The sequence below is a fragment of the Caulobacter sp. BK020 genome (genome assembly GCF_004342605.1).
Classification (GTDB): domain Bacteria; phylum Pseudomonadota; class Alphaproteobacteria; order Caulobacterales; family Caulobacteraceae; genus Caulobacter.
Map to the genome: position 1 here is coordinate 51883 of NZ_SLZL01000019.1, position 24273 is coordinate 76155.

Annotated in this window: 29 protein-coding genes and 2 pseudogenes; 16 read left to right on the forward strand and 15 right to left on the reverse strand. The window is 69.6% G+C overall.

Annotation, left to right across the window (positions count from 1 at the left end; genetic code table 11):
- Positions 1-7 precede the first annotated feature (7 nt).
- The 3 genes from EV278_RS19560 to EV278_RS19570 form a co-directional block, all read right to left on the reverse strand.
- Positions 8-1180 (reverse strand): phosphoserine transaminase, encoded by a 1173-nt coding sequence (locus EV278_RS19560; protein WP_132095159.1) that lies wholly within the window; start codon positions 1178-1180, stop codon positions 8-10.
- 150 nt (positions 1181-1330) lie between these two features.
- On the reverse strand, positions 1331-1750 hold the full coding sequence (locus EV278_RS19565; protein WP_132095160.1) for a hypothetical protein: 420 nt from the start codon (positions 1748-1750) through the stop codon (positions 1331-1333).
- A 58-nt stretch (positions 1751-1808) separates the two neighbouring features.
- Positions 1809-2147 carry a hypothetical protein gene (locus EV278_RS19570; RefSeq protein ID WP_132095162.1) on the reverse strand — a complete coding sequence of 113 codons (339 nt, stop codon included), beginning with the start codon at positions 2145-2147 and terminating at the stop codon, positions 1809-1811.
- A 171-nt stretch (positions 2148-2318) separates the two neighbouring features.
- On the opposite strand from EV278_RS19570, the gene EV278_RS19575 reads away from it, so the two are divergent.
- Together EV278_RS19575 and EV278_RS19580 are read left to right on the forward strand one after the other, a co-directional pair.
- Positions 2319-4202 carry an ATP-binding protein gene (locus EV278_RS19575; RefSeq protein ID WP_132095164.1) on the forward strand — a complete coding sequence of 628 codons (1884 nt, stop codon included), beginning with the start codon at positions 2319-2321 and terminating at the stop codon, positions 4200-4202.
- Between the two features lie 166 nt (positions 4203-4368).
- Complete coding sequence (locus tag EV278_RS19580; RefSeq protein WP_132095166.1) at positions 4369-4752, forward strand: hypothetical protein; 384 nt, start codon at positions 4369-4371, stop codon at positions 4750-4752.
- A gap of 198 nt (positions 4753-4950) precedes the next feature.
- Here the strand turns inward: EV278_RS19580 and EV278_RS19585 are convergent, their stop codons facing one another.
- The 3 genes from EV278_RS19585 to thiD all read right to left on the reverse strand — a co-directional run bounded on the left by EV278_RS19585 (position 4951) and on the right by thiD (position 7456).
- Positions 4951-5796 carry a PhzF family phenazine biosynthesis protein gene (locus tag EV278_RS19585; protein WP_132095168.1) on the reverse strand — a complete coding sequence of 282 codons (846 nt, stop codon included), beginning with the start codon at positions 5794-5796 and terminating at the stop codon, positions 4951-4953.
- A gap of 260 nt (positions 5797-6056) precedes the next feature.
- Positions 6057-6641, reverse strand: a complete 585-nt coding sequence (locus EV278_RS19590; protein WP_132095170.1) for a nucleotidyltransferase family protein — start codon at positions 6639-6641, stop codon at positions 6057-6059.
- Positions 6638-7456 carry a bifunctional hydroxymethylpyrimidine kinase/phosphomethylpyrimidine kinase gene (thiD, locus tag EV278_RS19595; RefSeq protein WP_132095172.1) on the reverse strand — a complete coding sequence of 273 codons (819 nt, stop codon included), beginning with the start codon at positions 7454-7456 and terminating at the stop codon, positions 6638-6640. The genes EV278_RS19590 and thiD overlap by 4 nt, the downstream gene beginning before the upstream one ends.
- Positions 7457-7698: 242 nt before the next feature.
- Between thiD and EV278_RS19600 the strand changes: the two genes are divergently transcribed.
- The 5 genes and pseudogenes from EV278_RS19600 (at position 7699) to EV278_RS24515 (ending at position 10181) form a co-directional block, all read left to right on the forward strand.
- Entirely contained in the window at positions 7699-8265 is a 567-nt protein-coding gene (locus EV278_RS19600) for a hypothetical protein (RefSeq protein ID WP_132095174.1), read from the forward strand.
- The gene (locus EV278_RS19605) at positions 8255-8617 is read left to right on the forward strand and encodes a hypothetical protein (RefSeq protein WP_132095176.1); all 363 of its coding nucleotides are present in this window, start codon (positions 8255-8257) and stop codon (positions 8615-8617) included. The genes EV278_RS19600 and EV278_RS19605 overlap by 11 nt, the downstream gene beginning before the upstream one ends.
- Positions 8618-8861: 244 nt before the next feature.
- Positions 8862-9191 (forward strand): hypothetical protein, encoded by a 330-nt coding sequence (locus EV278_RS19610; protein ID WP_132095178.1) that lies wholly within the window; start codon positions 8862-8864, stop codon positions 9189-9191.
- 91 nt (positions 9192-9282) lie between these two features.
- A complete protein-coding gene (locus EV278_RS19620; RefSeq protein WP_207905533.1) occupies positions 9283-9816 on the forward strand; it encodes a hypothetical protein in 534 nt (177 codons plus the stop codon).
- Between the two features lie 81 nt (positions 9817-9897).
- Positions 9898-10181 (forward strand): annotated as a pseudogene (locus tag EV278_RS24515) (hypothetical protein).
- Here the strand turns inward: EV278_RS24515 and folP are convergent.
- The 4 genes from folP to EV278_RS19645 all read right to left on the reverse strand — a co-directional run bounded on the left by folP (position 10114) and on the right by EV278_RS19645 (position 12574).
- Positions 10114-10932, reverse strand: coding sequence for a dihydropteroate synthase (gene folP, locus EV278_RS19630; protein ID WP_132095179.1), 819 nt, complete (start codon positions 10930-10932; stop codon positions 10114-10116). The pseudogene EV278_RS24515 and the gene folP sit on opposite strands and share 68 nt — an antisense overlap.
- Positions 10933-11012: 80 nt before the next feature.
- Positions 11013-11615, reverse strand: a complete 603-nt coding sequence (locus tag EV278_RS19635; protein ID WP_132095181.1) for a TetR/AcrR family transcriptional regulator — start codon at positions 11613-11615, stop codon at positions 11013-11015.
- An 87-nt stretch (positions 11616-11702) separates the two neighbouring features.
- Positions 11703-12350, reverse strand: coding sequence for a TetR/AcrR family transcriptional regulator (locus EV278_RS19640; protein ID WP_019848869.1), 648 nt, complete (start codon positions 12348-12350; stop codon positions 11703-11705).
- Positions 12347-12574 (reverse strand): hypothetical protein, encoded by a 228-nt coding sequence (locus EV278_RS19645; protein ID WP_019848868.1) that lies wholly within the window; start codon positions 12572-12574, stop codon positions 12347-12349. Before EV278_RS19645 ends, EV278_RS19640 begins: the two co-directional genes overlap by 4 nt.
- Positions 12575-12908: 334 nt before the next feature.
- On the opposite strand from EV278_RS19645, the gene EV278_RS19650 reads away from it, so the two are divergent.
- Complete coding sequence (locus tag EV278_RS19650) at positions 12909-13106, forward strand: twin transmembrane helix small protein (protein ID WP_132095183.1); 198 nt, start codon at positions 12909-12911, stop codon at positions 13104-13106.
- A 225-nt stretch (positions 13107-13331) separates the two neighbouring features.
- Complete coding sequence (locus tag EV278_RS19655; RefSeq protein ID WP_132095185.1) at positions 13332-13910, forward strand: cob(I)yrinic acid a,c-diamide adenosyltransferase; 579 nt, start codon at positions 13332-13334, stop codon at positions 13908-13910.
- A gap of 48 nt (positions 13911-13958) precedes the next feature.
- On the opposite strand, the gene EV278_RS19660 is transcribed toward EV278_RS19655, so the two are convergent.
- The gene (locus tag EV278_RS19660; protein ID WP_132095187.1) at positions 13959-14231 is read right to left on the reverse strand and encodes a hypothetical protein; all 273 of its coding nucleotides are present in this window, start codon (positions 14229-14231) and stop codon (positions 13959-13961) included.
- A 246-nt stretch (positions 14232-14477) separates the two neighbouring features.
- Between EV278_RS19660 and EV278_RS19665 the strand changes: the two genes are divergently transcribed.
- From EV278_RS19665 to EV278_RS19675, 3 genes are all read left to right on the forward strand, one after another.
- Entirely contained in the window at positions 14478-15224 is a 747-nt protein-coding gene (locus tag EV278_RS19665) for an electron transfer flavoprotein subunit beta/FixA family protein (RefSeq protein WP_132095189.1), read from the forward strand.
- On the forward strand, positions 15224-16165 hold the full coding sequence (locus tag EV278_RS19670; protein ID WP_132095191.1) for an electron transfer flavoprotein subunit alpha/FixB family protein: 942 nt from the start codon (positions 15224-15226) through the stop codon (positions 16163-16165). The genes EV278_RS19665 and EV278_RS19670 overlap by 1 nt, the downstream gene beginning before the upstream one ends.
- A gap of 100 nt (positions 16166-16265) precedes the next feature.
- Complete coding sequence (locus EV278_RS19675; RefSeq protein ID WP_132095193.1) at positions 16266-16526, forward strand: DUF4926 domain-containing protein; 261 nt, start codon at positions 16266-16268, stop codon at positions 16524-16526.
- 358 nt (positions 16527-16884) lie between these two features.
- Here the strand turns inward: EV278_RS19675 and EV278_RS24655 are convergent, their stop codons facing one another.
- On the reverse strand, positions 16885-17016 hold the full coding sequence (locus EV278_RS24655) for a hypothetical protein (RefSeq protein WP_279389382.1): 132 nt from the start codon (positions 17014-17016) through the stop codon (positions 16885-16887).
- A gap of 128 nt (positions 17017-17144) precedes the next feature.
- Here EV278_RS24655 and gcvA point away from each other — a divergent pair, with 128 nt between their 5' ends.
- Positions 17145-18026 carry a transcriptional regulator GcvA gene (gene gcvA / locus EV278_RS19680; protein ID WP_132095195.1) on the forward strand — a complete coding sequence of 294 codons (882 nt, stop codon included), beginning with the start codon at positions 17145-17147 and terminating at the stop codon, positions 18024-18026.
- 18 nt (positions 18027-18044) lie between these two features.
- Positions 18045-18160, forward strand: a pseudogene (locus EV278_RS24520) (hypothetical protein); the annotation flags it as partial.
- A gap of 11 nt (positions 18161-18171) precedes the next feature.
- Here EV278_RS24520 and EV278_RS19685 read toward each other — a convergent pair.
- Positions 18172-18627, reverse strand: a complete 456-nt coding sequence (locus EV278_RS19685; protein ID WP_207905535.1) for a MarR family transcriptional regulator — start codon at positions 18625-18627, stop codon at positions 18172-18174.
- An 82-nt stretch (positions 18628-18709) separates the two neighbouring features.
- Between EV278_RS19685 and EV278_RS19690 the strand changes: the two genes are divergently transcribed.
- Positions 18710-20242, forward strand: a complete 1533-nt coding sequence (locus tag EV278_RS19690; protein ID WP_132095198.1) for an FAD-dependent oxidoreductase — start codon at positions 18710-18712, stop codon at positions 20240-20242.
- Positions 20243-20309: 67 nt separating this feature from the next.
- The gene (locus EV278_RS19695; RefSeq protein WP_132095200.1) at positions 20310-21035 is read left to right on the forward strand and encodes an alpha/beta hydrolase; all 726 of its coding nucleotides are present in this window, start codon (positions 20310-20312) and stop codon (positions 21033-21035) included.
- A gap of 1 nt (position 21036) precedes the next feature.
- On the opposite strand, the gene EV278_RS19700 is transcribed toward EV278_RS19695, so the two are convergent.
- A complete protein-coding gene (locus EV278_RS19700) occupies positions 21037-22818 on the reverse strand; it encodes a hypothetical protein (RefSeq protein ID WP_132095202.1) in 1782 nt (593 codons plus the stop codon).
- 30 nt (positions 22819-22848) lie between these two features.
- Positions 22849-24234: a glycoside hydrolase family 47 protein gene (locus EV278_RS19705; RefSeq protein WP_132095204.1), complete on the reverse strand. Its 1386-nt coding sequence runs from the start codon at positions 24232-24234 to the stop codon at positions 22849-22851.
- Positions 24235-24273 lie beyond the last annotated feature (39 nt).

The window sequence follows — 24273 nt, forward strand, 5'->3', positions numbered from 1 at the left end:
TAAGCTGTTAAGCGGCGGCCAGTTCGGCCGAGACGGTGGCGAAGGCCCAGTCGAGCCAGGGCGTCAGGGCCTCAAGGTCAGAGGCCTCCACCGTGGCGCCGCACCAGATGCGCAGGCCGGCCGGGGCGTCGCGATAACCGCCGATGTCGAGGGCCGCGCCCTCCTTCTCCAGCAGGCTGGCCAGCTTCTTGGCGAAGTCGGCCTGGGCGTCTTCCGGCAGGGCGGCGATCGTGGGATCGACCACCTTCAGGCACACCGAGGTGTTGGAGCGGATGTCCGGCGTCGCCGCCAGGAACTCGACCCACGGGGTCCTGGCCACCCAGTCGGCCAGCACCGCCAGGTTCTGGTCGGCGCGGGCCTGCATGGCCTGCAGGCCGCCGATGGACGAGGCCCACTTCAGGGCGTCCAGCGCGTCTTCCACGCAGAGCATCGACGGCGTGTTGATGGTCGCGCCCTCGAAGATGTCGGCGGCGATCTTGCCGGCCTTGGTCATGCGGAACAGCTTCGGCATCGGCCAGGCCGGGGTGTAGCTTTCCAGGCGGGCCACGGCGCGCGGCGACAGGATCAGGATCCCGTGCGCGCCCTCGCCGCCCAGGGCCTTCTGCCAGGAGAAGGTGACGACATCCAGCTTGGTCCAGTCCAGGTCCTGGGCGAAGGCGGCGCTGGTGGCGTCGCAGATGACGACGCCTTCACGGTCGGCCGAGATGAAGTCGGCGTTCGGGACGCGGACGCCGGAGGTGGTGCCGTTCCAGGTGAAGACCAGGTCCTTGGCCGGATCGACCTTGGACGTGTCGGGCAGCTGGCCGTACGGGGCGCTGAGCACCTCGACGTCGGGCAGCTTCAGTTGCTTGGTGACGTCGGTGACCCAGTCCTTGCCGAAGGACTCGAAGGCCAGCAGCTGGACCGGGCGGGCGCCCAGCATCGACCACATCGCCATCTCGACGGCGCCGGTGTCCGAACCGGCGACGATGCCGATCAGGAAGTCGGCGGGGACCTCCAGGACTTCGCGCGTCTGGTCGATGGCGGCCTTCAGGCGGCCCTTGCCCAGCTTGGAGCGGTGCGACCGGCCCAGGACGGCGTTTCTGAGATTTTCGGGGGTCCAGCCGGGGCGCTTGGCGCAGGGGCCGGAAGAGAACTCGGGGCGAGCCGGGCGGATCGCCGGCTTGGCGAGGGTCGTCATATCGATGTCTCCCATCCTTACAGATGGACTGCATCCCGTTGGGGGGATGTGGCCCGCCGGCGACAAACTCTTTTTCGACGGCGAAGGCAAGGAGAGATTTTGCGGCCCGGCGGACAAATCGTCCGCGCCCGGCAATTATTTTGCGGCGACCTATCGTTCGACGCGCCGGCGTCCCGAAACGAAGATGCCAAACAGGATGCAGATCAGGACACCGGCGGAGTTCAGGTTGTTCACGACGCCATAGGTGAGGTCGTGAGGCCGTTCGCCGACGATGTAGTAGGCGTGCAGGCTGAACTGAATCGCCTGCAACAACATCGCGCCCCCCAGCCACGGACTGGTGTAGCGCAAGGCGAGCATCAGGAAACTGAGGCCGTACAGGCCTTCCAGCAGCAGCAAGGCCACGGCCTCGATCCGCGCCGGCAGAAAGATCTGGATCAGCAGGGAGGCGATCGAACCGCCCAGGACGATCGCGGCCCCCCATTTTTCGGCCGGACCGCCTCTTACCCACGCCAAACCGCACACCACCAAGGTGGCGGTCCATCCCAGAAGAGGCGCGAGCGAAACATGCATCCCTAGAGTCTCTACCTGATCGGAAGAGACTCTAGGGATTAAACTATTGCAATATTGCTCAGCTAGCTTCCGACAGGCGCGCGTCGGCGACTTGCGCCGCTTCGCCCGTCTTCAGGTCCCAGCCGACCATCTTGGTGCGGACGCCGATGCGCAGGCGAACCTCGTCCATGTCGGCATGGGCGTCGATCATCGAGGACCGGGCTTCCGACAGGGCGGCCATCGCGGCGGCGACCTTGGCGGTGGCGACCGAACCGACGACGGCCGACAGCTTCAGATCCTTACGGGTCTGAACCAGTTCCGCCATCATTTCCGAAACTTGCACCATGGCCGCGTCGATAGCGGCTTCCGTCGCGTGCAGCTTGCTGGCCGCGCGCTTAACAACGAATACCTTTTCCACACCCCATCTCCTTAACGAAAAACTAATAATGCAGGTAAACGAAAAGTTAAAATGAATGCAATTGAAAATGAGTGTTAACGCTGTTTTGTCGCACCCTGCCCTGTGACAGGAAGGGAAGCGTTAGGAAGATCGTGCGAAGATGGGAGCTCTAGGATTCTCCTGGGACGGGAAATGATCGAGGACAGCCGCAGCCCCGGAGCCGCGACTCACGCGCCCTTGCAAGCGCGGATCGCGGCCGTTGCGCTGACCACGACGGTGGCCGCGCTGCTGGCCGCCTGCGCCTGCTTCATGCTCCAGCAGTGGAGCGTCGCCCGTCAGGAATCCCAGGCCAATCACGCGATCCTGGCCCAGATGGTGGCGGCAGGCGCCGCCGCCCCGATGGCCGACCACAATACGGTCGGCGCCTATCGCGCCCTCGAGGCGGTGGCCAAGGCGCCCGACGTCGCGTCCGTCCGGCTGACCGACATGCAGGGCCAGGTGGTCGCCCAGGTGGGGGTCGCCGAGCCCGCCGAGGTCGACACCGTGGTCCGCCCGATCAAGCTGGGTTCACGGCAAGTCGGCGCCCTGTCCCTGTCGGCCCGCCGCCCCAGCCTGACCGACATCATGGCCCGCGACCTGGCCCTGACCGGCACCCTGTTCTTCGGCTCGGCCGGCCTGGCGATCCTGCTGGCCAACGGCCTGGCCCGGCGCATGACCAAGCCGATGGAGCGCCTGTCCAACGCCATGCGCGAGGTCGCCGCCGACGGTCGCTTCAAGCCGGTGGAGCAGGCGGCCGACGACGACGTCTTCCACAGCCTGACCTCCAGCTTCAACCATCTGGTCGCGAGACTGGAGATCAACGACCACGACCTGCGCGGGGCGATGGCGGAACTGGTCAAGGCGCGTGACGACGCCAACGCCGCCAATGTCCTGAAATCGCACTTCCTGGCCAATATGAGCCATGAGATCCGCACGCCGCTGAACGGGGTGCTGGCCATGACCGAGGTGATGGCCATGGGCGAGCTCAGCGCCGCCCAGCGCGAGCGCCTGTCGGTGATCCGCGAATCGGGAAGCCTGCTGCTGTCGGTGCTCAACGACGTGCTGGACCTGTCCAAGATCGAGGCCGGCCGTCTGGACCTGGTCGAGCGCGACTTCGACCTGGCCAGCCTGGCCCTGTCGATTCGCGAAGCCTACGCCACCCAGGCGCGGGCCAAGAACCTGGACTTCGGCGTGTTCGTCGCGCCTGAAGCCCTGGGCTCGTGGCGCGGCGACGTCGATCGCCTGCGCCAGATCCTGGGCAACCTGGTCTCCAACGCCCTGAAGTTCACGCTGGAAGGCAGCGTCTCGGTGCGGTTCGCCTCGTCGGACGACGGCGCGGGCCTGCGTATCGACGTGGTCGACACCGGCATCGGCATCGACGCCGAAACCCTGCCGCGCCTGTTCGACAAGTTCGTCCAGGCCGACAGCTCGACCACCCGCCGGTTCGGCGGCTCGGGCCTGGGCCTGTCGATCTGCAACGAGCTGGCCACCCTGATGGGCGGCGGCGTGCACGTGCAGAGCCGCGAGGGCCAGGGCTCGACCTTCACCGTCGTGGTGGCCATGCCGCGCGGCGAGGCCGCCGCTCCCGCGTCGATGGAAGCCGCCCCGCCGCCGATCGAGTCCGAGCGCCGCCTGCGGGTGCTGGCCGCCGACGACAATCCGACCAACCAGAAGGTCATCGCCGCCGTCCTGGCCCCGCTGGGCGCCGAGGTCGAGCTGGTGGCCGACGGCGCCGCCTGCGTCGAGGCCTGGAAGCGCGGCGCCTACGACATCGTGCTGATGGACATCCACATGCCGGTAATGGACGGCGTCGAGGCGGCCCGCACCATCCGCGCGCTGGAGGTCAGCGAAGGCCGCAAGCGCATCCCGATCGTCGCCGTCACCGCCAACGCCCTGGTCCACCAGGTCGAGGGCTACCTGGCCGCGGGCATGGACGGTCACGTGGCCAAGCCAATCGAGGTGACCAAGCTCTACGACGCCATCGAGACCGCCGTGGCCGCGGCCCGGCGCGAAGGCGCCAAGGTCGCGGCGGCCTGAATAAAAGCCGCTCATCCCGCCGTTCGCCGGGATGAGCGGATTTTTGAGCGGTTCACCTACCTGAACGCCACATAACGCGCGGCTCAGGGCCGCTTCAGCCTCGATGTGGTCTCTTGGGGTCAACGTCGTCCCGCCGGACGCCGCAACCTTCAAGAGGAACCGTACGATGAAAAAGATTCTGCTTTCGATCGCCGCGGTCTCGGCCGTCGCCGCCGCCGTCCCCGCCGTCGCCTCGGCCCAGGCCTATGGCTATGACCGCGGCCCCGATCGCGGTTATGACCGCGGCTACGACCAGGACTATGGCCGCGACCGCCTCGCCCGTCTCGACGAGCGCATCGACCGCGGCGTCCGCAGCGGCGGTCTGACCCGCAACGAGGCCTGGCGCCTGAAGGGCGAGCTGCGCGAAACCGCCCGCCTGGAAGCCCGCTATCGCCGCGGGGGCCTGAACGGCTGGGAGCGCGAGGACCTGGATCGCCGCTACGACCGCATCAGCGCCCAGATCCGCTACGAGCGCCACGACCGCGACTACGGCTACGGTCGTCGCTACTAATACCAAACGCCTCTGTTCTGATCGCTCCCCAAACACCGCGTCATCCCGGGCCTTGTGCCCGGGACCCCTGGGTCAGCTGACGGTGAAGCGCCTTGGCGCGCCAGCGCGCCACACCCCTGCATCTGCGACGGACAATGGGGTCCCGGGCACGAGGCCCGGGATGACGGCTAAAAGGGGAAGCGACGACCAGCGTCTAACCTAGCCGAGCGCCGGCGCCACCCTCAGCCGGCTCTCCACCATCGTGAAGCCACGGCCGCGCAGGAGAACGCGCGCGCCGCGGTTTTCGCAGTCCAGGTCGCCGCCCCGGCCCGGATAGGCCTGGTGGAACCGCAGGGCCGCGACACCCAGCTTGTCGGCGTACAGCGGCGTCAGGATGCAGTGGGCCGAGCCCGTGGTCGGGTCCTCGGGAATGCCGGCGGCCGGGGCGAAGAAGCGGCTGACCACGGCGTAGTCGCGGCCCGGGTCGGCCAGGGCGGCGACGATCACCTGGCCCGGCCCCCCCGTGGCCAGGCCCGCGCCGACCGCCGCCAGCCGCGACAGGTCCGGCGCCAGCCCCCGCACCGTCGCCTCGTCGGCCACCACGGCCAGCAGGTACTGGCCGGCCCAGACCTCCCGCGGCGTCACACCCAGCGCCTGGGCCAGGTCGGGCCCGGCCTCGACCCGGCGCGGCGGGTCGGCCGGGAAGTCCATCTCCAGGCCCGCGCCGCCGAACACCCCGTCGACCCGGCGGACGGTCAGCTCGCCCGCCAGGGTGTCGAAGGCCAGCACCGGCGCGTCGACGCCCATCTCCTGGAACAGCGCATGGGCGCTGGCCAGGGTGGCGTGGCCGCAGAGCGGCGCCTCAAGCGTCGGGGTGAACCAGCGCAGGCCGAACCGCGCGGGGTCGGCGGTCTTCAGCAGGAAGGCGGTCTCGGCCTGGTTGTTCTCGGCCGCCAGGGCCTGCATCCAGGCGGCGTCCGGCCACCGCTCGAACGGCTCGACCACGCAGGCCGGATTGCCCCTGAACGGGCCCGAGGCGAAGGCGTCGATGGTCCATTGGCGCATGGCGAAGGCTCCTGGAAATGACGGCTTTGGCGGTCGTAGGAGCAAGGCGTCACAGGATCAAAGGCAACATTGTCATGGGTGACAATGTTTTGCCGCGCGCATCCAAAACGTCCGTCATCCCGGGCCTTGTGCCCGGGACCCCTGGGTCAGCCGACGGTGAAGCCCCTTGGCGCGCGGGCGCGCCACCCGTCCGCACTTGCGGCGGATAAAGGGTTCCCAGGCACAAGGCCCGGGATGATGGTGGAAAAAGGATGAGGCCTCTACGCCTCCTCCACCGTGATTTCCGGCCACCGCGCCTTGGCCGAGCCGGTGGTGCGGGCCCAGCCGCCGGCGCCCTTCACCCGCAGGGGATTGGGCCGCAGACGCAGGGCGAACAGGTCGTCCAGCCCGAACGGGGCGAACACCGACAGGCTGTCGTCCGCCTCCATCCGCACCCCTACGCAGAAGGCCGTGGCCACGAAGCGCTCCAGGGCCGCGGCGCTGGACTCCAGCGGCGGATAGGGCTCGTCGCCCCCGAACTTCTGCTCGAACCACAGATGCACGCGGGCCTGGTTGCGCACCTCGACCAGGTCGCGCAGCGGCGGCTCGAACGCCGCCGCCACCCGCCGGATCACCCCGTCCTCAGCCTCGTACGAGGTGTCGGACGCGTCGTGATAGGCGACGTCGTAGTCCTTGATCCCGTAGTCCGGCGCCCGGCCGGTCAGGTGGTTCCAGACCGGCTGGTAGACGGCGCCGGAGAACACCATGCCGTCGGGCAGGCCAAGGTCGCGGACCGTTCGCAGCACCTGCATCGTGGTGGGCGTGGCGTGGAGGATGTCGGCGAGGCGTGTTTCCAACGCGGTCATCGGCGCCCTCCTTCGCGGATCGGCCAGCCATGGTCCAGGGGCCCGTGCCCCGCCCCGAACCCCGGCGCGTGCAGCATGGCCTCGTGCACATAGTTCCAGGCCCGGGCCACCGACTCGGTCAGGCTCATGCCCTGGGCCAGGCCGACCGCGCAGGCGCTGGCCAGGGTGCAGCCGGTGCCGTGGGTGTGGCGGGTGTCGATCCGCTCGCCCTCGAAGGCCGTCTCGCCCTGGCGGGTGATCAGCAGGTCGACGACCCGCTCGCCGGGAACGTGACCGCCCTTCATCAGCACCGCATGGGCGCCCAGGGCCAGCAGGGCCTCGCCGGCCCGGCGCAGGTCGTCGGTGGTCTCGACCGGAAGACCGGTCAGGGCCGCCGCCTCGGGGGCGTTGGGGGTCAGCAGGGCGGCGCGCGGGACCAGCAGGCTCTTCAGCGCCCCGACGGCCCGGTCGGCCAGCAGCGACGCGCCGCCCTTGGCGACCATCACCGGATCGATGACGGCCGGGACTCCCTTTACGCTGTCCAGCACCCGGGCCACCACCTCGACCGTGGCGGCGTCGCCCAGCATCCCCGTCTTGAAGGCGTCGGCCCCGATGTCGTCGAGTACGGCGCGGGCCTGGGCCTCGACGATCTCCAGCGGGATCGGGTGCACGCCGGTCACGCCCAGGGTGTTCTGCACCGTGACGGCGGTGATCGCCGTGGCCGCGTAGCCGCCCAGGGCGGTGATCGTCTTGATGTCGGCCTGGATCCCCGCCCCGCCGCCGGAATCCGATCCGGCGAGGACGAGCACGCGGCCCTGGTGGGAGGCTTGGGTCATGGGGAGGTTCTAGCGGGGAGTCGGGGGGCGGGGGTAGGCGCCTTGAGGCTTGCACCGCACTTGCCCCCACCTGGCGACTGCGTCGCCTGTCCGCCCCCAGAGGGGGCGGAGCGCTCTTCCCCCTCTGGGGGAAGACGGCCGAAGGCCAGTAGGGGGCAAGTGCGCGAGTTTCCACCCCGCCCCTGGAACCTTCACCGTACCCAGGCGTATTCCCTGCCAAGTTGCATTGGTCGGGATTCCTGATGAGAAGACTGCTCCACGTCGCGCTGATCGGCGCGGCCTGTTTCGCGCCGGTTCCGGCCCTGGCCCAGGAGACCGCCGACGGGGTCGATCCGGCCACGCTGGACCTGGCCAAGATGATCGAGTGCCGGACCTACGACGTGCCGTCGTACAACGCCCTGGCCTTCTGGCTGGTCGGCGACGAGGCCGCCCAGGCCCGGGCCCATTTCGGGCTCACCGAGGAAAAGACCAGCAACTTCCTGCTCAAGGCCTATGCGCTGAAGACGCCGATCACGGTGTTCGGCCGTCAGACCCGCCACATCGTCTTCAACAGCTCCGGCCCCATGGCCGTGCTCGACGAGGCCGACCCGCACCCGCTGGCCAGGCAGCTGGAGATCGAGCCGGCGATCGACCTGCCGACCAAGTTCCTGGGCGAGCGCGAGATGTCGGCCACCACCGACAAGGGCGAGGCCGGCGGCTTCACCTACAAGACCCGCGTCACCCTCAACGTCTCCACCGTCACCTCGCACCCGGGCAAGGTGCTGGCCGGCTGCAGCTACACCTTCGAGATGATCGAAAATGGTCAGTAAGCCGGCCCTCGCCGCCCTGTGCGCCCTGGCCGCGACGGCCGCCGCCGCGCCGGCCGTCGCCCAGGACCTGTTCATCGGCACGGTCGAGGTCCGCCAGGACCAGGTGGTGCTGACCCGCTGCGACGTGGCCCAGAACCGCTACGTGCTGCGTGACCGCCAGGGCGAGGCGGACAAGCCGGTCGCCAGGCTGCGCGAGCGCCTGAAGACCCTGAAGGCCCCGGTCTATGCCGAGGTGATCGGCGACTATGTCGAGATCCAGGACGAGGAGGGCGCCGGCCTGGACGTGATCGGGCTGGACAACGTCACGCCGGCCAAGTCCTGCCATCTGCTCGACGCCCTGCCGGCGGGCTAGCGAGCGAAAGTTATCCACAGGGGTGGGGCGCGCGGCCGGGGACACGCCCTCGCGGCGTGTCCCCAAACGCCGCACCCCAGTCAGGACGAAAACCGCCGCGCTTGTCAGTGGGGACACGCCGCAAGGGCGTGTCCCCGGCCCTTTATCCCCGCGAAATCCCCACCCGCCCTCAACGAAATCAACGCCCTACAAGAAAACGCACGTTTCCCATCCCCACCCTCCGGGACGGCCGCACACTGTGGGCATGACCCAGACCCCACTCTCCCCCGCCCCGTCGCTTGCCTGGTCCCGGGCCCTGCAAGCCAAGCTTATGGCCGCCCTCGACGCCGCCTGGGCGATCCTCGAGCACAGCGACGATCCCGCCGAGATCAGGCGGACCCGTGACAAGGCCAAGGCCATCGGCGACCTGGCCGCCATGGCTCGCAAGGTGGCGCTGATCGTGCCGACGCCGAGGACCGCCCCGGCCGCCGCCGGTTCCGCGTTCGGCGAGGCCCTCGCCCCCGTCGCCGCCCGGGCCGACCAGGCCCGCCGCGCGCTCGACAAGCTGAAGGGCGGCCGCCGCGGCCGGCTGTGAGGCCTATTCCCTCTCGTCCTTCAGCCGCGCGCTCTCTGCCTTCAGCGGCTTGGACACCGGGCAGACCTCCTGGACGAAGTCGTTCAGGGTGTTGACCAGGCTGTCCAACCGCGCCGGCGTCTGGACCGACTACGCCTGGAACCTGCACGGCCGGCTGGTGCTGGCCTCCCCGCCCTGCGTCGTCCTTCCGGAGCGGATCGCCAGCGACCGGTTCTACCGCTTCCTTGAGCGCACCTGGATGCTGCAGCAGCTGCCCGTGGCGATCGTGCTGTTCGCGCTGGGCGGCTGGTCATGGCTGCCATGGGGCTCGTGCGCGCGGGTGTGCGTGTCGGTGACCGGCCACTGGTACGTCGGCCGCCTGGCCCATCGGACGGGACCGCAGCGGTGGTTGGTCGAGACCTCAGGGATCCAGGCCCACGACGTGCCCTGGGCGGCCATCTCGACCATGGGCGAGGCCTGGCACAACAACCACCACGCCTGGCCAGGCTCGACGAAGCTGGGGCTCTATCCGGGACAGGCGGACTGGGGCTTCGCGTTCATCCGCCTGCTGGAGCGGCTGGGCCTGGCCTGGGACGTGCGCACGCCCGACACCTTGCCGGAGCGGGCGGGGCTGGTGGGAGTCTGAAGGGGAAAGGCCGAGGTCTCCCCCATCCGCCCGCAGCGGGTGGGCCGCGCCTTGAAACCTTGGAGGCGAGTCCGCTCTGGTATCTGGCGAACCTTCGGATTTCCGAAGGTTCCGAGACTTCGCCCCCTCTCCCAGAGGGAGAGGGTCGGGGTGAGGGGTTACGGCGTCGGACGGAGCGCCGGCACGCCGTCAGGCCTCGTAACCCCTCACCCTCCCACGCCTTCGGCGCGGGCCCCGCCCTCTCCCTCTGGGAGAGGGAGCATTCGTCCGCCAAGGCTCGAAAAGCGCCCCTCAGCCCTACGCCTCCCCGATCGCCCCCCACACCGCCAGCGCCTGGGCGGTCTCGCGCACGTCATGGACCCTGACCGCCGCCACGCCGGCCGCCGCGCCGTGCAGGTGGGCCGCGATCGAGCCGCCCAGCCGCGCGTCGGCTTCCGCGCCCAGCGGGTCGATCGCGGCGATGAAGCGCTTGCGGCTGGCCCCCAGCAGGATCGGATAGCCCAGGGCGACCAGGCGCGGCAAGGCGGCCAGCAGGGCCAGGTTGTGGGCCGGGGTCTTGCCGAAGCCGATGCCCGGATCCAGCCAGATCTTCTCGCGCGCCACCCCGGCGGCCATGGCGGTCAGGGCCCGGGCCAGCAGGAAGGCCTCGACCTCGGCGACCACGTCGTCATAGCGAGGGTCGTCCTGCATGGTCCCGGGCTGGCCCAGCATGTGCATCAGCACCACCTCGCAGCCCAGCTCGGCGGCGACCTCCGGGGCATCGGGCGTGAAGCGCAGGGCGGCGACGTCGTTCCAGATCGTGGCCCCGGCGGCGACGGCGGCGCGGGCCACGGCGGGCTTCATGGTGTCGATCGAGATCGCCACGTCGCTGGCGGCGCGGATCGCGGCGATCAGCGGCACGACCCGGGCGATCTCCTCGGCCGCCGACACCGGGGTCGCGCCGGGCCGGGTGCTCTCGCCACCGATGTCGAGGATGTCTGCCCCCGCCTCGACCAGCCGCAGGGCCTGGTCCAGGGCGGCGGCGGGATCCAGGAACCGCCCGCCGTCCGAGAAGCTGTCGGGCGTGACGTTGACGATCCCCATGACGCGGGGGCGGGATTTCAGGACGGGCGACATGCCGAGGGTTTAACCCCCTCAGGCGCTTCGCGACAGCTCCCACGGAGGGGGAGCGGCCGGCGCCCGGGGAAGGGGGTCAATCACCCGACCCGCCATCCCTCGGCGATCAGTTGGATCTGCTTGTCCATGATCGCCGACAGTTCGGACGCCGTGGCCTGGCGGCTGGCGGCCAGGCGGTAGTTCCAGGCGTAGGCGGCCTTGAGCACGTCGATGACCAGCTGCGGGTCGAGGTCCGGACGGACGTCGCCGCGGGCGACGCCCTCCTCCATGACCTCGCGCAGCATCTGGGTCAGGCGCTCGTTGCGGCCATAGGGCGTGACGCCGGGATCCGGGCTGGGGCTGTAGGAGGCGGCGATGTGGGCCAGGAACAGCTTCACCCGCCGCGTCTCGAACTCGTAGTGGATGGCGAAGATCGAGCACAGCCGATCCGCCGTCGAGCCGCGCAGGAACGGCACGACCCGGTCGAACTCGGCATAGAGCTCGCCCAGGCGCCGGTCCATGACATGGCTGAGCACCTCGGCCTTAGAGGCGAAGGTGGTGAACACGCTGCCGACCGAAACCCCCGCCCGTTCGGCGATGGCCCGGATGGTGGTCTCTTCGTATCCCGCCTCGTTGAACAGGTCGCGCGCCGCCTCAAGCACCTTTTCGCGCGTCGCCTGTTTCTGCTCGTCTCTTACGCCCACGCACTTTCCCCCCGGATAGTCTGCGTCGCTTATAGTGTTCCGGGGGCGGTCGCTCCGACAAAGAGCGCCCCGCCCCCGGCCGTGATCTTATGCGCGCGCGCCCGCCAGAATGACTTTCAGTTGATCCGAAAGTCGCGACAGCAGTGCCTCGACCGACCAGGCGTCGAAAATCGCCCGGCGATAATTGGCGACATACACGTCCCAGATGATCTCGGCGAGCAGCTTAACGTCCGCGTCGGTTTTCAGTTCACCGCGCTCGACGCCGCGGGTCAGAACGCCGTTCAGCAGGGCGAAGATGTGCTTGAGATGACCGCGATTGCGGCGTTCGGCGGTTTCCGAACGGGTCCACGACACGGCGATGCTGGCCTGCAGCAGCGGCAGCTGCTCGACGTGGAAGCCGTAGGCGACGGCGAACATGCCGATCACGCCCTCTTCCACCGTGGCGGCGTTGACGCCGGCCTGCTTCATCTGGGCGTAGATGACTTCGTAGTCGGCGGTCAGGATCTCGTCGAACAGCTCGCTCTTGTCGGAGAAGCTGGCGAACACCGCGCCGGTCGACATGCCGGCGGCCTGGGCGATGTCGCGGATGGTGGCGCCCTCGTAGCCGCGCTCGGTGAACAGGCGGCGGGCGGCCGACAGGACCCGCTCGCGGGTGCGCTGCTTGGCCAGGGCCCGGCGCGTCAGCTTGACGGGCGCGTCGGTCGGCGACTCGATGTTCAGGGATACAAAGCTCATTCCACGGTCTCCAGGCGAGCAAGCGCCGCTTCCGCGCGCTTCTCGAATTCGAGGCAATATTCATCGACGACGCTGGTCAGGACGTCGGCGTAGCGGCGCGCCAGGGCGCGCCCGTCCTGCGCGGCGTCGCGCAGGTCGGTGATCAGTTGGCGGACTTCCGCCATGGCGTCTTCGCGTTCGGACGCGGAGAAGTCGGCGGCGGCGATGCGGGCGCTCCGGGCCATTCTGTTTTCTCCTGCCTCCCCGCTGAAAAAGGGCGCTGACATGACCTGCGGTGAGGAGGTGATCATGTTCAACGAACGCACACTTGAATTGGAAGGTGGCGCGTTTATCCCGGGCCGCAAGGGCGCGCAACCGAAAAGCCGAACTAAAATCGATGAACAGCAACGTTTGTGAGCTGTATGTTATCGTTAGCAGCCGGTCACTGCGACAAATGCGCTCAACGAACAGGGTCGATGAATGGCGATATGGAACCCGCCCCAGTGTGATTCGGACGAACAGCGGAATTGAGGCGGGCGCTCTGGCCAAGCCTGGGGCGAGCGCCTACGCTTGGCGGCCATGAGCCACCTGTTCGATTTCCTGATCCCGATCGTGCTGGGCGCGGTGCTGATCACCCTGTGCGTCGGCATCTACGCCCTGTTCCGCGGCGGCGATTTCGGGCGTTCCTATTCCAACAAGCTGATGCGCCTGCGCGTGGCGCTGCAGTTCCTGGCCGTGCTGGTGCTGGTCGCCGCCTTCTGGTGGCGCAGCCACTGAACGCTTTTCGAACCCCTTCTGAAACGCGACGGCCGCCCTGCTTGCGGGATATGAACGGCCGTCGCGCCTAAGCTGCTGAACGCGTAAGCTACTGAACGCCTAAGTCTCGGAGCGGCTAGGGGGGAGACGCTCCGGTAAGGCGAGTAGACCCTGGCGGCGCACCGATAGCGATAGGACAACTTGTCCTGGGACAAGTTGTCATCGACCACCCTAGGGAGACCGCCGATGGTGACGCTGAACCGTATCTACACCCGCACCGGCGACAAGGGCCTGACGCGGCTCTCCACCGGCCAGCCGGTCAGCAAGGCGTCGCTGCGGGTCGAGGCCTATGGCGCGGTCGATGAGACCAACGCCGTCATCGGCGTGGCCCGCCAGCACACCAAGGACGACGCCGAGCTCGACGCCCTACTTGAGCGCATCCAGAACGACCTGTTCGACCTGGGAGCGGATCTGGCCACCCCCGAGCAGAACGAAAAGCCCGACTGGGAGCCGCTGCGGGTGGTCGACAGCCAGGTCGAGCGGCTGGAGCGCGAGATCGACGCGATCAATGCGCGGCTCTCGCCCCTGACCTCGTTCGTCCTGCCGGCCGGCGGCCCCGCCTCGGCGGCATTGCACGTGGCCCGCACGGTCTGCCGCCGGGCCGAGCGCCGGCTGGTGGAGCTGATGGCCGTCGAGGGGGAAATCGTCGGCGCCCCGGCCCTGCGCTATCTCAACCGCCTGTCGGACCTGCTGTTCGTCGCCGCCCGCCGCGCCAACGCCGACGGCGCGGCCGACGTGCTGTGGAAGCCGGGGGCGACGCGGTGAGGTGATCGGGGACAGACGCATGCGCCTGTCCCCGTCAGCGGGCGCGGCCTACTTCTTCGCCGAATGCTCGGCGCGGGGGCCTTCCATCTTGTCCGGGTCGGTGTTGATCGGCGGCACGTTGAGCGGCCGCTGGGTCAGGGTCTCGATCGAATAGATCTTGGCGCACTTCATCCACTTGCCCGCCCAGGCGTAGTCGGACCCGCGCGCGACGCAGCGGTCCCGCGGCCAGACGTAGAAATAGTGGAAGCAGAAGACGCTGAGCGTCGCGCCGAGGAACACGGCGAAGAAGATCTTCTGCAGGCGGGAGATGTTGCTCTTCATGCGCCGCCTCATACTGGCCCGCCGCGCGGCTGGCCAGAGGGCAAAGCGCGCCGCCTCTCGCCGCTGTTCGCCCATGCGCTAAGTGTGCAGCGCAGCAGACGCGGGCGGCGAAGTATCCTACAACTGTTTGAACGTAGCGATCGCGAATGCATTACGCTTACGTCAGGGGAAACTTGCAAACCTGCGTGGACGCGCTAATTCCGTCGGCGCAGGCAGGAAAAACTAGCCAGGAGGCGGCGTAGACCGATGAAGGTTCTGGTCCCGGTCAAACGGGTTATCGATTACAATGTGAAGGTCCGGGTGAAGCCCGATCAGACCGGCGTCGACCTGGCGAACGTCAAGATGTCGATGAACCCCTTCTGCGAGATCGCGGTCGAGGAAGCCGTCCGCCTCAAGGAAAAGGGCGTCGCGACCGAGGTCGTGATCGTCTCGATCGGCCCGCAGCAGGCCCAGGAGACCATCCGCACGGCCCTGGCCATGGGCGGCGACCGCGGGATCCTGATCACCACCGACGCCGATCCCGAGCCGCTGGCCGTGGCCAAGCTGCTGGCGGCCGTCGTGGCCGAGGAAAATCCGAACCTGGTGCTGATGGGCAAGCAGGCCATCGACGGCGACAACAACGCCGTGGGCCAGATGCTGTCGGCCCTGCTGGGCTGGCCGCAGGCCACCTACGCCTCGGCGATCGAGGTGTCGGGCGCGGCCGCCAAGGTCACCCGCGAGGTCGACGGCGGCCTGCAGACCCTGGACGTCGACCTGCCGGCCGTCGTCACCGCCGACCTGCGCCTGAACGAGCCGCGCTACGCGTCCCTGCCCAACATCATGAAGGCCAAGAAGAAAGAGATCGCGGCCAAGGCCGTCGCCGACTACGGCGTCGACGTCGCCCCGCGCCTCAAGGTCGTCAAGGTGGCCGAACCGGCCAAGCGTTCGGCCGGCGTCAAGCTGGAGTCCGCCGCCGACCTCGTTTCCAAGCTCAAAACCGCGGGGGTGCTGTAATGGCCGTTCTCGTCGTCGCCGATAACGACAACGCGCACCTGCGCGATGGCACCCACAAGACCGTCACCGCCGCCCTGAAGCTGTCGGGCGAGGTCGACGTCCTGGTCCTGGGCCACGGCGTGGCCGGCGTCGCCGCCGAGGCCGCCAAGATCGCCGGCGTCCGCAAGGTGCTGGTCTCGGAGAGCGAGGCCCTGGGCCACGGGATCGCCGAGGCGGAGGCCGACGCGGTGCTGGCCCTGGCCGGCGGCTATGACGCCATCCTGGTTCCGGCCACCGCGGGCGGCAAGAACTTCGCCCCGCGCGTCGCCGCCAAGCTGGACGTCGCCCCGATCAGCGACATCGTCGAGGTCGTCTCGGCCGATACCTTCACGCGCCCGATCTATGCCGGCAACGCGCTGGAGACCGTCCAGACCAGCGACGCCAAGAAGGTGATCACCGTGCGCCCGACCGCCTTCGCGGCGGCCGGCGAAGGCGGCTCGGCCCCGGTCGAGACCGTTGGCGGCGCCGACGCGGCCAAGACCCGCTTCGTCGGCGAAGAGATGGTCAAGTCGGACCGTCCGGAACTGGCCGCGGCCAAGATCGTCGTCTCGGGCGGCCGCGCCATGGGCTCGGCCGAGGAGTTCCAGAAGGTGATCGAGCCCCTGGCCGACAAGCTGGGCGCCGCCGTCGGGGCCTCGCGCGCCGCGGTCGACGCCGGCTACGCGCCCAACGACTACCAGGTCGGCCAGACCGGCAAGGTGGTCGCGCCGTCGCTGTACGTCGCCATCGGCATCTCGGGCGCCATCCAGCACCTGGCCGGCATGAAGGACTCCAAGATCATCGTCGCGATCAACAAGGACGCCGACGCCCCGATCTTCCAGGTCGCCGACTACGGCCTGGTGGCCGACTACAAGTCGGCCGTGCCGGAGCTGATGGACGCCCTGACGGCGGCGGGGAAGTAAGGCTTTCGCTTTCGAGCGAAGACAGGAAAGGCCCGGGAGCGATCCCGGGCCTTTTTTGCTAGGCTGCATGCTTCCGGCGCCGAAACCCAGCGGATAAGCCATGCTCAACGAGATCGACACTGTCGTTCTGCTGGTCGATCGACCAGACGCGGGCTTGTCGCGCGGCGAGACCGGCACGGTCGTCTGCGTACACGGGCCGGACGCGTTCGAAGTCGAGTTCGTCGCGCTGGATGGCTGGACCTACGCGATGGAAGTGTTCCGTGGCGACGAGCTTCTGAAATTACTGCCTCCTCGCCAAATCGCCGAACTCGGGGGTGGCGCCGCGGAGGCTTCGAGCGCCACTCATGCCAAGCGCCCCTAATTCTGGCCGCTCCCCAAAGAGCTCGTCATCCCGGGCCTTGTGTCGGCCGCAGCGGAGCCTTCAAACCCGGTTATCGCAAGCTTATCGCCGCCGGAAAACCGCCAAAGCTTGCCTCATCGCCGTCGCCAGGAAACTGCCCGTCGCCCTGAACGCCGCCGTCAGGACCCAAACTATCCTCCAGATCCAAACTTCTTGACGCCGCTCAACACAGTTGCTCGGACGTGTTCCGAGGACCCCGGCTTGGGTCGCGAAGAAGGACGATCCGTGGAGCCCGGCGCGATCGTGACCTAACCTCACACGGCGCCGCGGCCGATCCAGGGGTCCTTGAAGCAAGTCCGGGGATGACGAACCGGGTCGATCACCGCGGGCTGTGGATCGGCTGGCTGGCCGCCCAGGGGGCGGCGGCGTCGGGCAGCGGGGCCGACAGCTTGTCGACCGAGGCGAACAGGAAGGACAGCACGGCGACGCCGGAGATCAGAAGCAGTTTCATCGGAGCACCTGTGAGCATGGGTTTCGGCCGCATCGGCCTGACCCCTGCAAGATGCCCTTTCCAGACAGGCTTTACGAACGATGGTATCTGCGCGAACTTGTCATCCTGACTAACAAGCTGAAGCCGCCATGCGCCTGCCGCCGTTCCTGACCCTGACCGCCCTGGAGGCCGCCGCCCGCCACCGCAGCTACAGCCGGGCGGCCCGCGAGCTGTTCGTCACCCACGGCGCGGTCAGCCAGCAGATCCGCAAGCTGGAGGACGAGCTGGGCGCCCCGCTATTCGTCCGCCAGGGCAACAGCATGATCCCCACCGCCACCGGCCAGCGCCTGGCCGATCAGGTGACCGCCGCCCTGGCCACCCTGCACGCCGCGGTCGACGAGGCCCGGCTGGCGGCGCGCGGCCCGCTGGTGATCAGCAGCGGCGCCGCCTTCGCCAGCCGCTGGCTGGTCCCCCGCCTGGCCCGGCTGGCGGCCGAGACCGGCGAGCCCGACCTGATCGTCCGCGCGGACGACAGGATCGCCGACCTGACCACCGACGGCGTCGACATCGCCCTGAGGTTCGGGCGCGGACCGTGGCCTGGCGTCGAGGCCAGCGCGTTGATGATCGACAGGATCTTCCCGGTCTGCAGCCCCGACTTCCTGGCCCGGCACCCGCTCCGGACGCCGCGCGACCTGCTCGACGTCCCGCTGCTGCGCTATATCGGCCGCCCCTGGAGCGTGTGGCTGACGGCGATGGGCGTGGACGAGGCTCCACGCCAGCAGGGCCTGGGCTTCGAGGACACCGCCCTGATGCTGGACACCGCCGCCCACGGGGTGGGCGTGGCCCTGGCCCGCAGCGGCCTGGCCGAGCGCGACCTGCGCGAAGGCCGCCTGGTCCGCCCGTTCTCGGGCGAGATCGCGGTCGACACCGGCAACCACTTCGTCTGGCGGGCCGACAGCCCGAAGCTGGCGCGGATCCTGAAGCTGCGCGACTGGTTCCTGGCCGAGACGGCGGAGCTGCGATCCTCCTGACCGCCGCCGTCTCGGGCCTTGCGGCCATCTGGGAGCGGAGAAATCCTCGTCCTTCGACAAGCTCAGGATGAGGATTTCTACTGAACCGCCGTCAAATTCGTCCTCATCCTGAGCTTGTCGAAGGACGAGGACGGTCCACGGCGCCTCAGGACGCCCTCTCCTCCGCCGCCTCGCCCAGCCCGTCGGCGAACTTGCGCATCAGCCGCACCAGGTCGTCGAACTCGCCTGGGCTCCAGTCGCGGAACAGCGCCAGGGCCATGCGTCCGCGCGCCGCGTCAACCGCGTCGGTAGCCGCCTTGCCCTGGGGGGTGATCACCGCCTCGCGGACGCGGCGATCGGCCTGGCCGGCGCGGCGCTGGACCAGGCCCAGCTCCTCCAGTCGCGCCACCTGGCGGCTGACCGTGGTGTGGTCGCGCCCCACCCGGCCGGCCAGGTCGACCACCCCGATCGGCCCCAGCCGCTCGACCAGCACCAGCAGCGGGAACAGCGCCCGCTCCAGGGCCAGCCCCGCCTTGTCCAGCATGGCCGCGTCGTTCTCGGGCCGGTTCATCGTGCTGACGATGTCGACCAGCGACCGGTGCAGGTCGGGCAGGGATCGCAAGATGTGTGTATCTTGCACATTTTTTGTTGACACGAACTCGCACCCCTCGATATGTGTGCACAATACATATATCGAGGTCGCCATGAACACGCAAGCTTCCACCGAGGTCCTGATCTGCGGCGCCGGCGCGGCCGGCCTGACCCTGGCCATCGACCTGGCCCGGCGCGGCGTGCCGCAGCGCCTGATCGACAAGCTGCCGGCCCCGTTCGCCGGCTCGCGCGGCAAGGGGATCCAGCCGCGCACCCAGGAGGTGTTCGAGGACCTGGGCGTCATCGACCGCATGGTCGCCGCCGGCGGCCTCTATCCGCCCCAGCGGCTGCACCGCGCCGACGGGACCCATGCCGACAGCCAGGAGATCGTCCTGGCGCCGCCGACGGTCCAGGAGCCCTACCGCATGCCGCTGATGGTCCCGCAGTTCCGCACCGAGGCGGTTCTGCGCGAGCGCCTGGCCGAGCTGGGCGGCGCGGTCGCCTACGGCCGCGAGCTGACCGGATTCGTCCAGGACGCCGACGGCGTCACGGCCACGGTGGCCGGGCCGGACGGGGTGGAGACGATCCGCTGCCGCTACCTGGTGGGCGGCGACGGCGGCCGCTCGTTCGTTCGCCGAGCCCTGGAGATCGACTTCCCCGGCCAGACCCTGGGCGTGCGGGCCATCGTCGCCGACCTCGAACTGGACGGCCTGTCGCGCGACGCTTGGCACCGGTTCGGCGAGGGCGACATGAACCGCCAGATCAGCTTCTGCCCCCTGCCCCGCACCGACCTGTTCCAGCTGCAGGCGCCCATTCCGCTCGACGGCGACGTGGACCTGTCCGTCGCCGGCCTGCAAGCCTTCATCGACGCGCGCTGGCTGGCCGGCGGCCTGACGCTGCGCGGCGTCGCCTGGGCCTCGGCCTACAGCATGAACGCCCGACTGGCCGACCGCTACCGCGCCGGCCGCGTGCTGCTGATGGGCGACGCCGCCCACATCCATCCTCCGACCGGCGGCCAGGGCCTGAACACCAGCCTGCAGGACGCCTATAACCTGGGCTGGAAGCTGGCGGCGGTGCTGGCCGGCGCGCCCGACGCCCTGCTCGACACCTACGAGGAAGAGCGCCGCCCCACCGCCGCGGGCATGCTGGGCCTGGCCACCGGCCTGCTGGACAAGGCCAAGACCGGCGACATGAAGCGCGGCCGCGAGGTGCACCAGCTGGACCTGGGCTACCGGTTCTCGTCCCTGGCCCTGGCCGCGTCCGCGGACCGGCCGGAGACCGCCCTGAAGCCGGGCGACCGCGCGCCCGACGGCGTGCTGCGCGGCGCGGCCGGGCGACCCACGCGGGTGTTCGACCTGCTGGCCGGCCCGCACTGGACCCTGCTGGCCCGGACGACCGGCCCGACCCGCCTGCCGGCGCCCCGTCCCGGCCTGCGCATCCACACGGTCGGCGAGGATGGCGCGTTCCAGGACCCTGACGACGCCCTGGCCGCAACCTACGGCCTGGCCGAAGGCGACCTGGTGCTGATCCGGCCCGACGGCTATGTCGCGGCGATCCTGCCCGTCGCCGACGGCGCGCGCCTGGAGGCCTATCTGGCGGAGATGGGCCTGGCGTCGGCCCAGACCCCGCAGGCGCGGGCGGCATGAACTTCGCGATGGCCCGGCCGCGGTTCCTGCGCTAGCGGTCGGGCTCGAACCTCCTGCGGAGTTCCCCATGCCCTTCGTCACCCATCGCGGCCAGCGCCTCCACTACACGGTCGAGGGCGAGGGGCCGCTGGTGGTCCTGCAGCACGGCCTGTTCATGGACGCCGCCAGCTGGAAGGCCAACGGCATGGTCGACGCCCTGGCCGGCCGCCACCGCGTCGTCTGCGTCGATTCCCTGGGCCACGGTCTCAGCGACAAGCCCGCCGATCCGGCCCTCTACGCCCAGGACCAGCGGGCCGGCGACCTGGCGGCGGTGATCGACGCCCTGGGCGAAGGCAAGGCCGCGGTGCTCGGCTATTCGATGGGCGCCTGGATGGCGGTGGGGCTGGCCAGGCATCATCCGGAAAAGGTCTCGCGCCTGGTGGTCGGCGGCTGGGACCTGCTGAACGGGGTTCCCAAGACCCCGAACGGACCGCTGACCTTCGACCTGTTCTGGGCCTTCGCCCGCGCCACCGCCCCGGCGCTGGTGGCCTGGGTGACGCCGGAGATCGAGCCGGCGATGCGCGCCTGTTTCGAGGCTCTGGCCCAGCTGGACGGCGCGCGCCAAGCCGTGCTCGGCGGCGGCTTCCCGGTGCTGCTGTGGGACGGCGACCAGGACCCCTACGCCCCGCCGATGCAGGCCTTCGCCGCCGCCGAGGGCCTGCCGTTCCTGTCCAGCCCCGGCGGCCACGTGCCGGCGATCGAGGCGCCGGGCGCGGAGACGGTGGCGGCCTTGGCGGCTTTCCTGGCGGGGTAGTTCAGGCGAACGCCAGCCGCAGTTCGTAGCGAAACGGCGAGCGCCCGGTGACGTACAGCCGCTGGCCGGGAAGCTGCAGGCGGCCGCCGGCCCAGCCGTAGGTCTCGCCGGAACTCACCTTCACCGCGCCGTCGCCGGCGCCAGGCCCGATCAGCAGGCGCTGGTCGCCCAGGCGGTAGCTGGCCTGACCTTCCACCAGGTGGAAGCCGCCGTCGGCCAGCGGGCGGGCGCCCTCAAGCACCCCGCCGTCGCGCAGGGTGAGCTCCAGGGTCATGTCGACCGCCGCCTCCCCCGTCGTTTCGAACAGCAGGCGATAGCCGTCCGGCTCGGGCCTGGCCAGGATCCGGACGCCCAGCCGGCGGAAGGTCGCGGGCCTGTGGCTGAAATCGAGCGCGCTGGTGAAGCGCCCGTCGACCGAGGGACCCAGCGCGTAGGCGCCGTCCGGCCGCCGCCGGTCGGCCGGCATCGGCTGATAGTAGGGCACGGCCAGTTCGCCCCCCAGGCGGACCGCGCCGTCCGGTTCCATGGCGATCTCGGACGGACGGAAATGGCCCATGTTGAAGAAGTCCGGGACCAGCCGCACCGCGTCCACGACCAGCCCGCCCTTCCACAGCCGCATCAGCGTGGGGTTGGTGGCCAGGCCCGAACCGATCGTGTTGTAGAACGCCGAGGGCGCGCCGTCGGCGTACCAGTCGCTACCGGCGTAAAGGCTGGCGGTGATCGGGCCGCGCCGCTGGCGCACAAGGCCCACGGTCTTGAAGTGACGGCCGAGGTCGGCGAACGGCGGGGCTTCCGCCGGCAGGGGTCTGGCGAGTTCGGGCGTGTCGATGATGTCGGCCAGGGTGTCGGCCAGCCGGTCGCTGTCGTTGCCCTCGATCCAGCGCGCCACGCCGGCGAAACGCCGGTCGCCGTCCAGCAGGGCCAGCTCGCGATATTGCAGGTAATAGGCGTGCAGCGTCTGCCGACGCTGATCCTGGTCCTGGCGGCGCGCCTGCACCGTCTCCACCTCGCCGCCGAACGGCTCGGCCAGGACGATCGTGGTCTCCAGATTGCGCCGCACGAGGTCCCGCAGCCCGGCCAGGCCGGGCAGCCGGGCCAGGACCAGCAGCGACGGATTGCTGACCTCCGAGGCGTAGATCGAACTTCGCTCGGAATAGAAACCGTCCGCGTCCAGGTCGACGCCCTCGGCCAGCCACTGGTCGATGCGGGCGCGATAGGCGGGGTCGGGGGCGACCTGGTCGATCCTGGCCAGCGCCGCGCACAGCTCCCAGCGATGGTTGGGCGTGTGGATCCCGCCGGTCGCCAGGGCCGGGCCGGCCTTGCGCATCATGGCCGTCAGCCGCTCGGCGAAGGCCTGGCTCTCCGAGCGCGGGTCCCGGCGCAGGCCGGCGGCCGTCACCGCCATGTCCGCGATCAGGAAGGCGGTGTCGGGCGGCGAGTGGCGGTTGCCGGAGCTGAACGTGCCGTCGTCGTGCTGGGCGGCCTCCACCTGGGCCAGCAACGCCTCGATCGGCGCGAGCAGCGCGTCGTCGTGGAAGTATTTCGAGTCCGACCAGACGAACGGCGTCGCCAGGCGGCGCACCTGGCGCAGCAAGCCCCGCGCGCCCCACCCGCCCCCGGCCTCGGGCCTGGACAGGATCGCGGCCGCCTGCCGGTCCGCCGCGGCGGTCACCAGGGCCAGGGTCGCGGCGTCCCGGTCGCCGGACCGCGGGGCGGCCGACGCGGGAACGGCGGCGACACCCGCCGCCGCGGCCGTTCCGGCGAGGAATGTGCGTCGGCGCATGGTCTGCTCCATTCTCGGACGAAGGCGGCCCTATCCCTTCCGGAACCCGCGCAGCACGTTGGCCTCGGTGCTCAGCTGCAACTGTCCGTAGTCGATGCGCGGCGTGTCGGAGAACAGCAGGTAGTAGTATTTCATCTGTTCGGACCACCAGTAGCCGGGGCAGTTGTCGCCCTGGGCCATCGGCCGGGTGGTGATGTCCTTCAGGGCCGTGTAGCCGAAGGCGGCGCGGCTGGTGGCCTTCATTTCCCGATAGTGGACGGCGGCCAGCCTGCGATAGCGCTCGTCGCGGTCGAGCAGCCACAGGTTCAGGCAGGCGTCGGGATATTCCGGGCGCAGGCCGGTAGCCTTGCGGCGCGGCTGGGCGGTGGTCACGTCGATGGACTCCGGGATCACCCCGAACCGCGCCTGCAGATCGGTGAACGAGGCCAGGTAGTCGTCGCCCTGGGCCTTGCGCCCGACCTGGCCCAGCAGTCCGGCATAGTAAGCCGCCAGCTCGCTCTGGGCCGTCGAGGTCACCGCCCCGGTCTCGAAATCGACCATCGGGAACCACAGCCGGCCGCCGTAGCGCTTGGCCTGGTGGGCCAGCTGGGCGTCGACGCACTCGACCGCCCAGCGCTTGCAGTCTTCGTCGCCGAACAGTTCCCAGGCGTCCCACAGATATTCGTAGAAGCTGTCGGCATAGATATCGATGCTGGCGTTGCGGCTGGTGAAGTCTCCAGTCACCGCGTGGAGGTTGGCGGCCATCAGGCCGATCTTCGAGCGGCGGTCCAGGGCGTGGCGCATGGCCCGCTTGGCCATGTCGAAATATTTCCGCTCGCCGGTCAGCTGGCTCAGCACCCCAAATTCGGACAGGTAGGTGCCGATCTCGGCCAGGTTGGTCTCGGGATCGCGGACCGCGCCGGTGCGCAGGTTCACATAGCGCCAGGGCAGGCCGTGGGGCGAGGCCTCGAAGGCCTTGGCCAGGCGGTCGGCCAGGTCGCGGGCCTTGGCCAGCAGCACCGGATCGCCGCAGGCCAGGTGGGCTGACAAGAGGCCCCCGACCAGGCGGATGTTGGTCTCGAACACCTGGGCGTCGCCGTCGACATCGAAGTCGAGGCTGGTCCTGACCCAGTCGACCCCGGCCTGGAACTCAGCGTCCAGCCCCATGATCCACAGGGTGTCCAGCGCCTCGACAAGCGACAGGCCCAGGTCGTGGCCCTCGACGAAGAACGATTGCGACGTGCCGCTGACCGGGTTGATCTCGTCCTTGCCCCAGGCCTTGGCGACATAGCCTCGCCAGGCCCACTGGAACTCGGACCGGACATCGGCGGCGAGGGCCTTCCAGTCCTCCGAAGGCGCGGCGGCGAAGGCCGGGGCGGCGGCGGCCGAGGCGGCCAGGGCCAGGGCGTGGCGGCGGGAGAGGCGAGAATGGATCATAGGCGCAACCTAAACGGAGTTTGTCGCCGGTCGCCAGAG

Bases quoted from the DNA above. Each gene is read 5' to 3' on its own strand.
- EV278_RS19560 (WP_132095159.1), bottom strand. From the start codon at position 1,180: ATGACGACCCTCGCCAAGCCGGCGATCCGCCCGGCTCGCCCCGAGTTC.
- EV278_RS19565 (WP_132095160.1), bottom strand. From the start codon at position 1,750: ATGCATGTTTCGCTCGCGCCTCTTCTGGGATGGACCGCCACCTTGGTG.
- EV278_RS19575 (WP_132095164.1), top strand. From the start codon at position 2,319: ATGATCGAGGACAGCCGCAGCCCCGGAGCCGCGACTCACGCGCCCTTG.
- EV278_RS19580 (WP_132095166.1), top strand. From the start codon at position 4,369: ATGAAAAAGATTCTGCTTTCGATCGCCGCGGTCTCGGCCGTCGCCGCC.
- EV278_RS19585 (WP_132095168.1), bottom strand. From the start codon at position 5,796: ATGCGCCAATGGACCATCGACGCCTTCGCCTCGGGCCCGTTCAGGGGC.
- EV278_RS19590 (WP_132095170.1), bottom strand. From the start codon at position 6,641: ATGACCGCGTTGGAAACACGCCTCGCCGACATCCTCCACGCCACGCCC.
- thiD (WP_132095172.1), bottom strand. From the start codon at position 7,456: ATGACCCAAGCCTCCCACCAGGGCCGCGTGCTCGTCCTCGCCGGATCG.
- EV278_RS19600 (WP_132095174.1), top strand. From the start codon at position 7,699: ATGAGAAGACTGCTCCACGTCGCGCTGATCGGCGCGGCCTGTTTCGCG.
- EV278_RS19605 (WP_132095176.1), top strand. From the start codon at position 8,255: ATGGTCAGTAAGCCGGCCCTCGCCGCCCTGTGCGCCCTGGCCGCGACG.
- EV278_RS19610 (WP_132095178.1), top strand. From the start codon at position 8,862: ATGACCCAGACCCCACTCTCCCCCGCCCCGTCGCTTGCCTGGTCCCGG.
- folP (WP_132095179.1), bottom strand. From the start codon at position 10,932: ATGTCGCCCGTCCTGAAATCCCGCCCCCGCGTCATGGGGATCGTCAAC.
- EV278_RS19640 (WP_019848869.1), bottom strand. From the start codon at position 12,350: ATGAGCTTTGTATCCCTGAACATCGAGTCGCCGACCGACGCGCCCGTC.
- EV278_RS19645 (WP_019848868.1), bottom strand. From the start codon at position 12,574: ATGGCCCGGAGCGCCCGCATCGCCGCCGCCGACTTCTCCGCGTCCGAA.
- EV278_RS19650 (WP_132095183.1), top strand. From the start codon at position 12,909: ATGAGCCACCTGTTCGATTTCCTGATCCCGATCGTGCTGGGCGCGGTG.
- EV278_RS19655 (WP_132095185.1), top strand. From the start codon at position 13,332: ATGGTGACGCTGAACCGTATCTACACCCGCACCGGCGACAAGGGCCTG.
- EV278_RS19660 (WP_132095187.1), bottom strand. From the start codon at position 14,231: ATGAAGAGCAACATCTCCCGCCTGCAGAAGATCTTCTTCGCCGTGTTC.
- EV278_RS19665 (WP_132095189.1), top strand. From the start codon at position 14,478: ATGAAGGTTCTGGTCCCGGTCAAACGGGTTATCGATTACAATGTGAAG.
- EV278_RS19670 (WP_132095191.1), top strand. From the start codon at position 15,224: ATGGCCGTTCTCGTCGTCGCCGATAACGACAACGCGCACCTGCGCGAT.
- EV278_RS19675 (WP_132095193.1), top strand. From the start codon at position 16,266: ATGCTCAACGAGATCGACACTGTCGTTCTGCTGGTCGATCGACCAGAC.
- EV278_RS24655 (WP_279389382.1), bottom strand. From the start codon at position 17,016: ATGAAACTGCTTCTGATCTCCGGCGTCGCCGTGCTGTCCTTCCTGTTC.
- gcvA (WP_132095195.1), top strand. From the start codon at position 17,145: ATGCGCCTGCCGCCGTTCCTGACCCTGACCGCCCTGGAGGCCGCCGCC.
- EV278_RS19690 (WP_132095198.1), top strand. From the start codon at position 18,710: ATGAACACGCAAGCTTCCACCGAGGTCCTGATCTGCGGCGCCGGCGCG.
- EV278_RS19695 (WP_132095200.1), top strand. From the start codon at position 20,310: ATGCCCTTCGTCACCCATCGCGGCCAGCGCCTCCACTACACGGTCGAG.
- EV278_RS19700 (WP_132095202.1), bottom strand. From the start codon at position 22,818: ATGCGCCGACGCACATTCCTCGCCGGAACGGCCGCGGCGGCGGGTGTC.
- EV278_RS19705 (WP_132095204.1), bottom strand. From the start codon at position 24,234: ATGATCCATTCTCGCCTCTCCCGCCGCCACGCCCTGGCCCTGGCCGCC.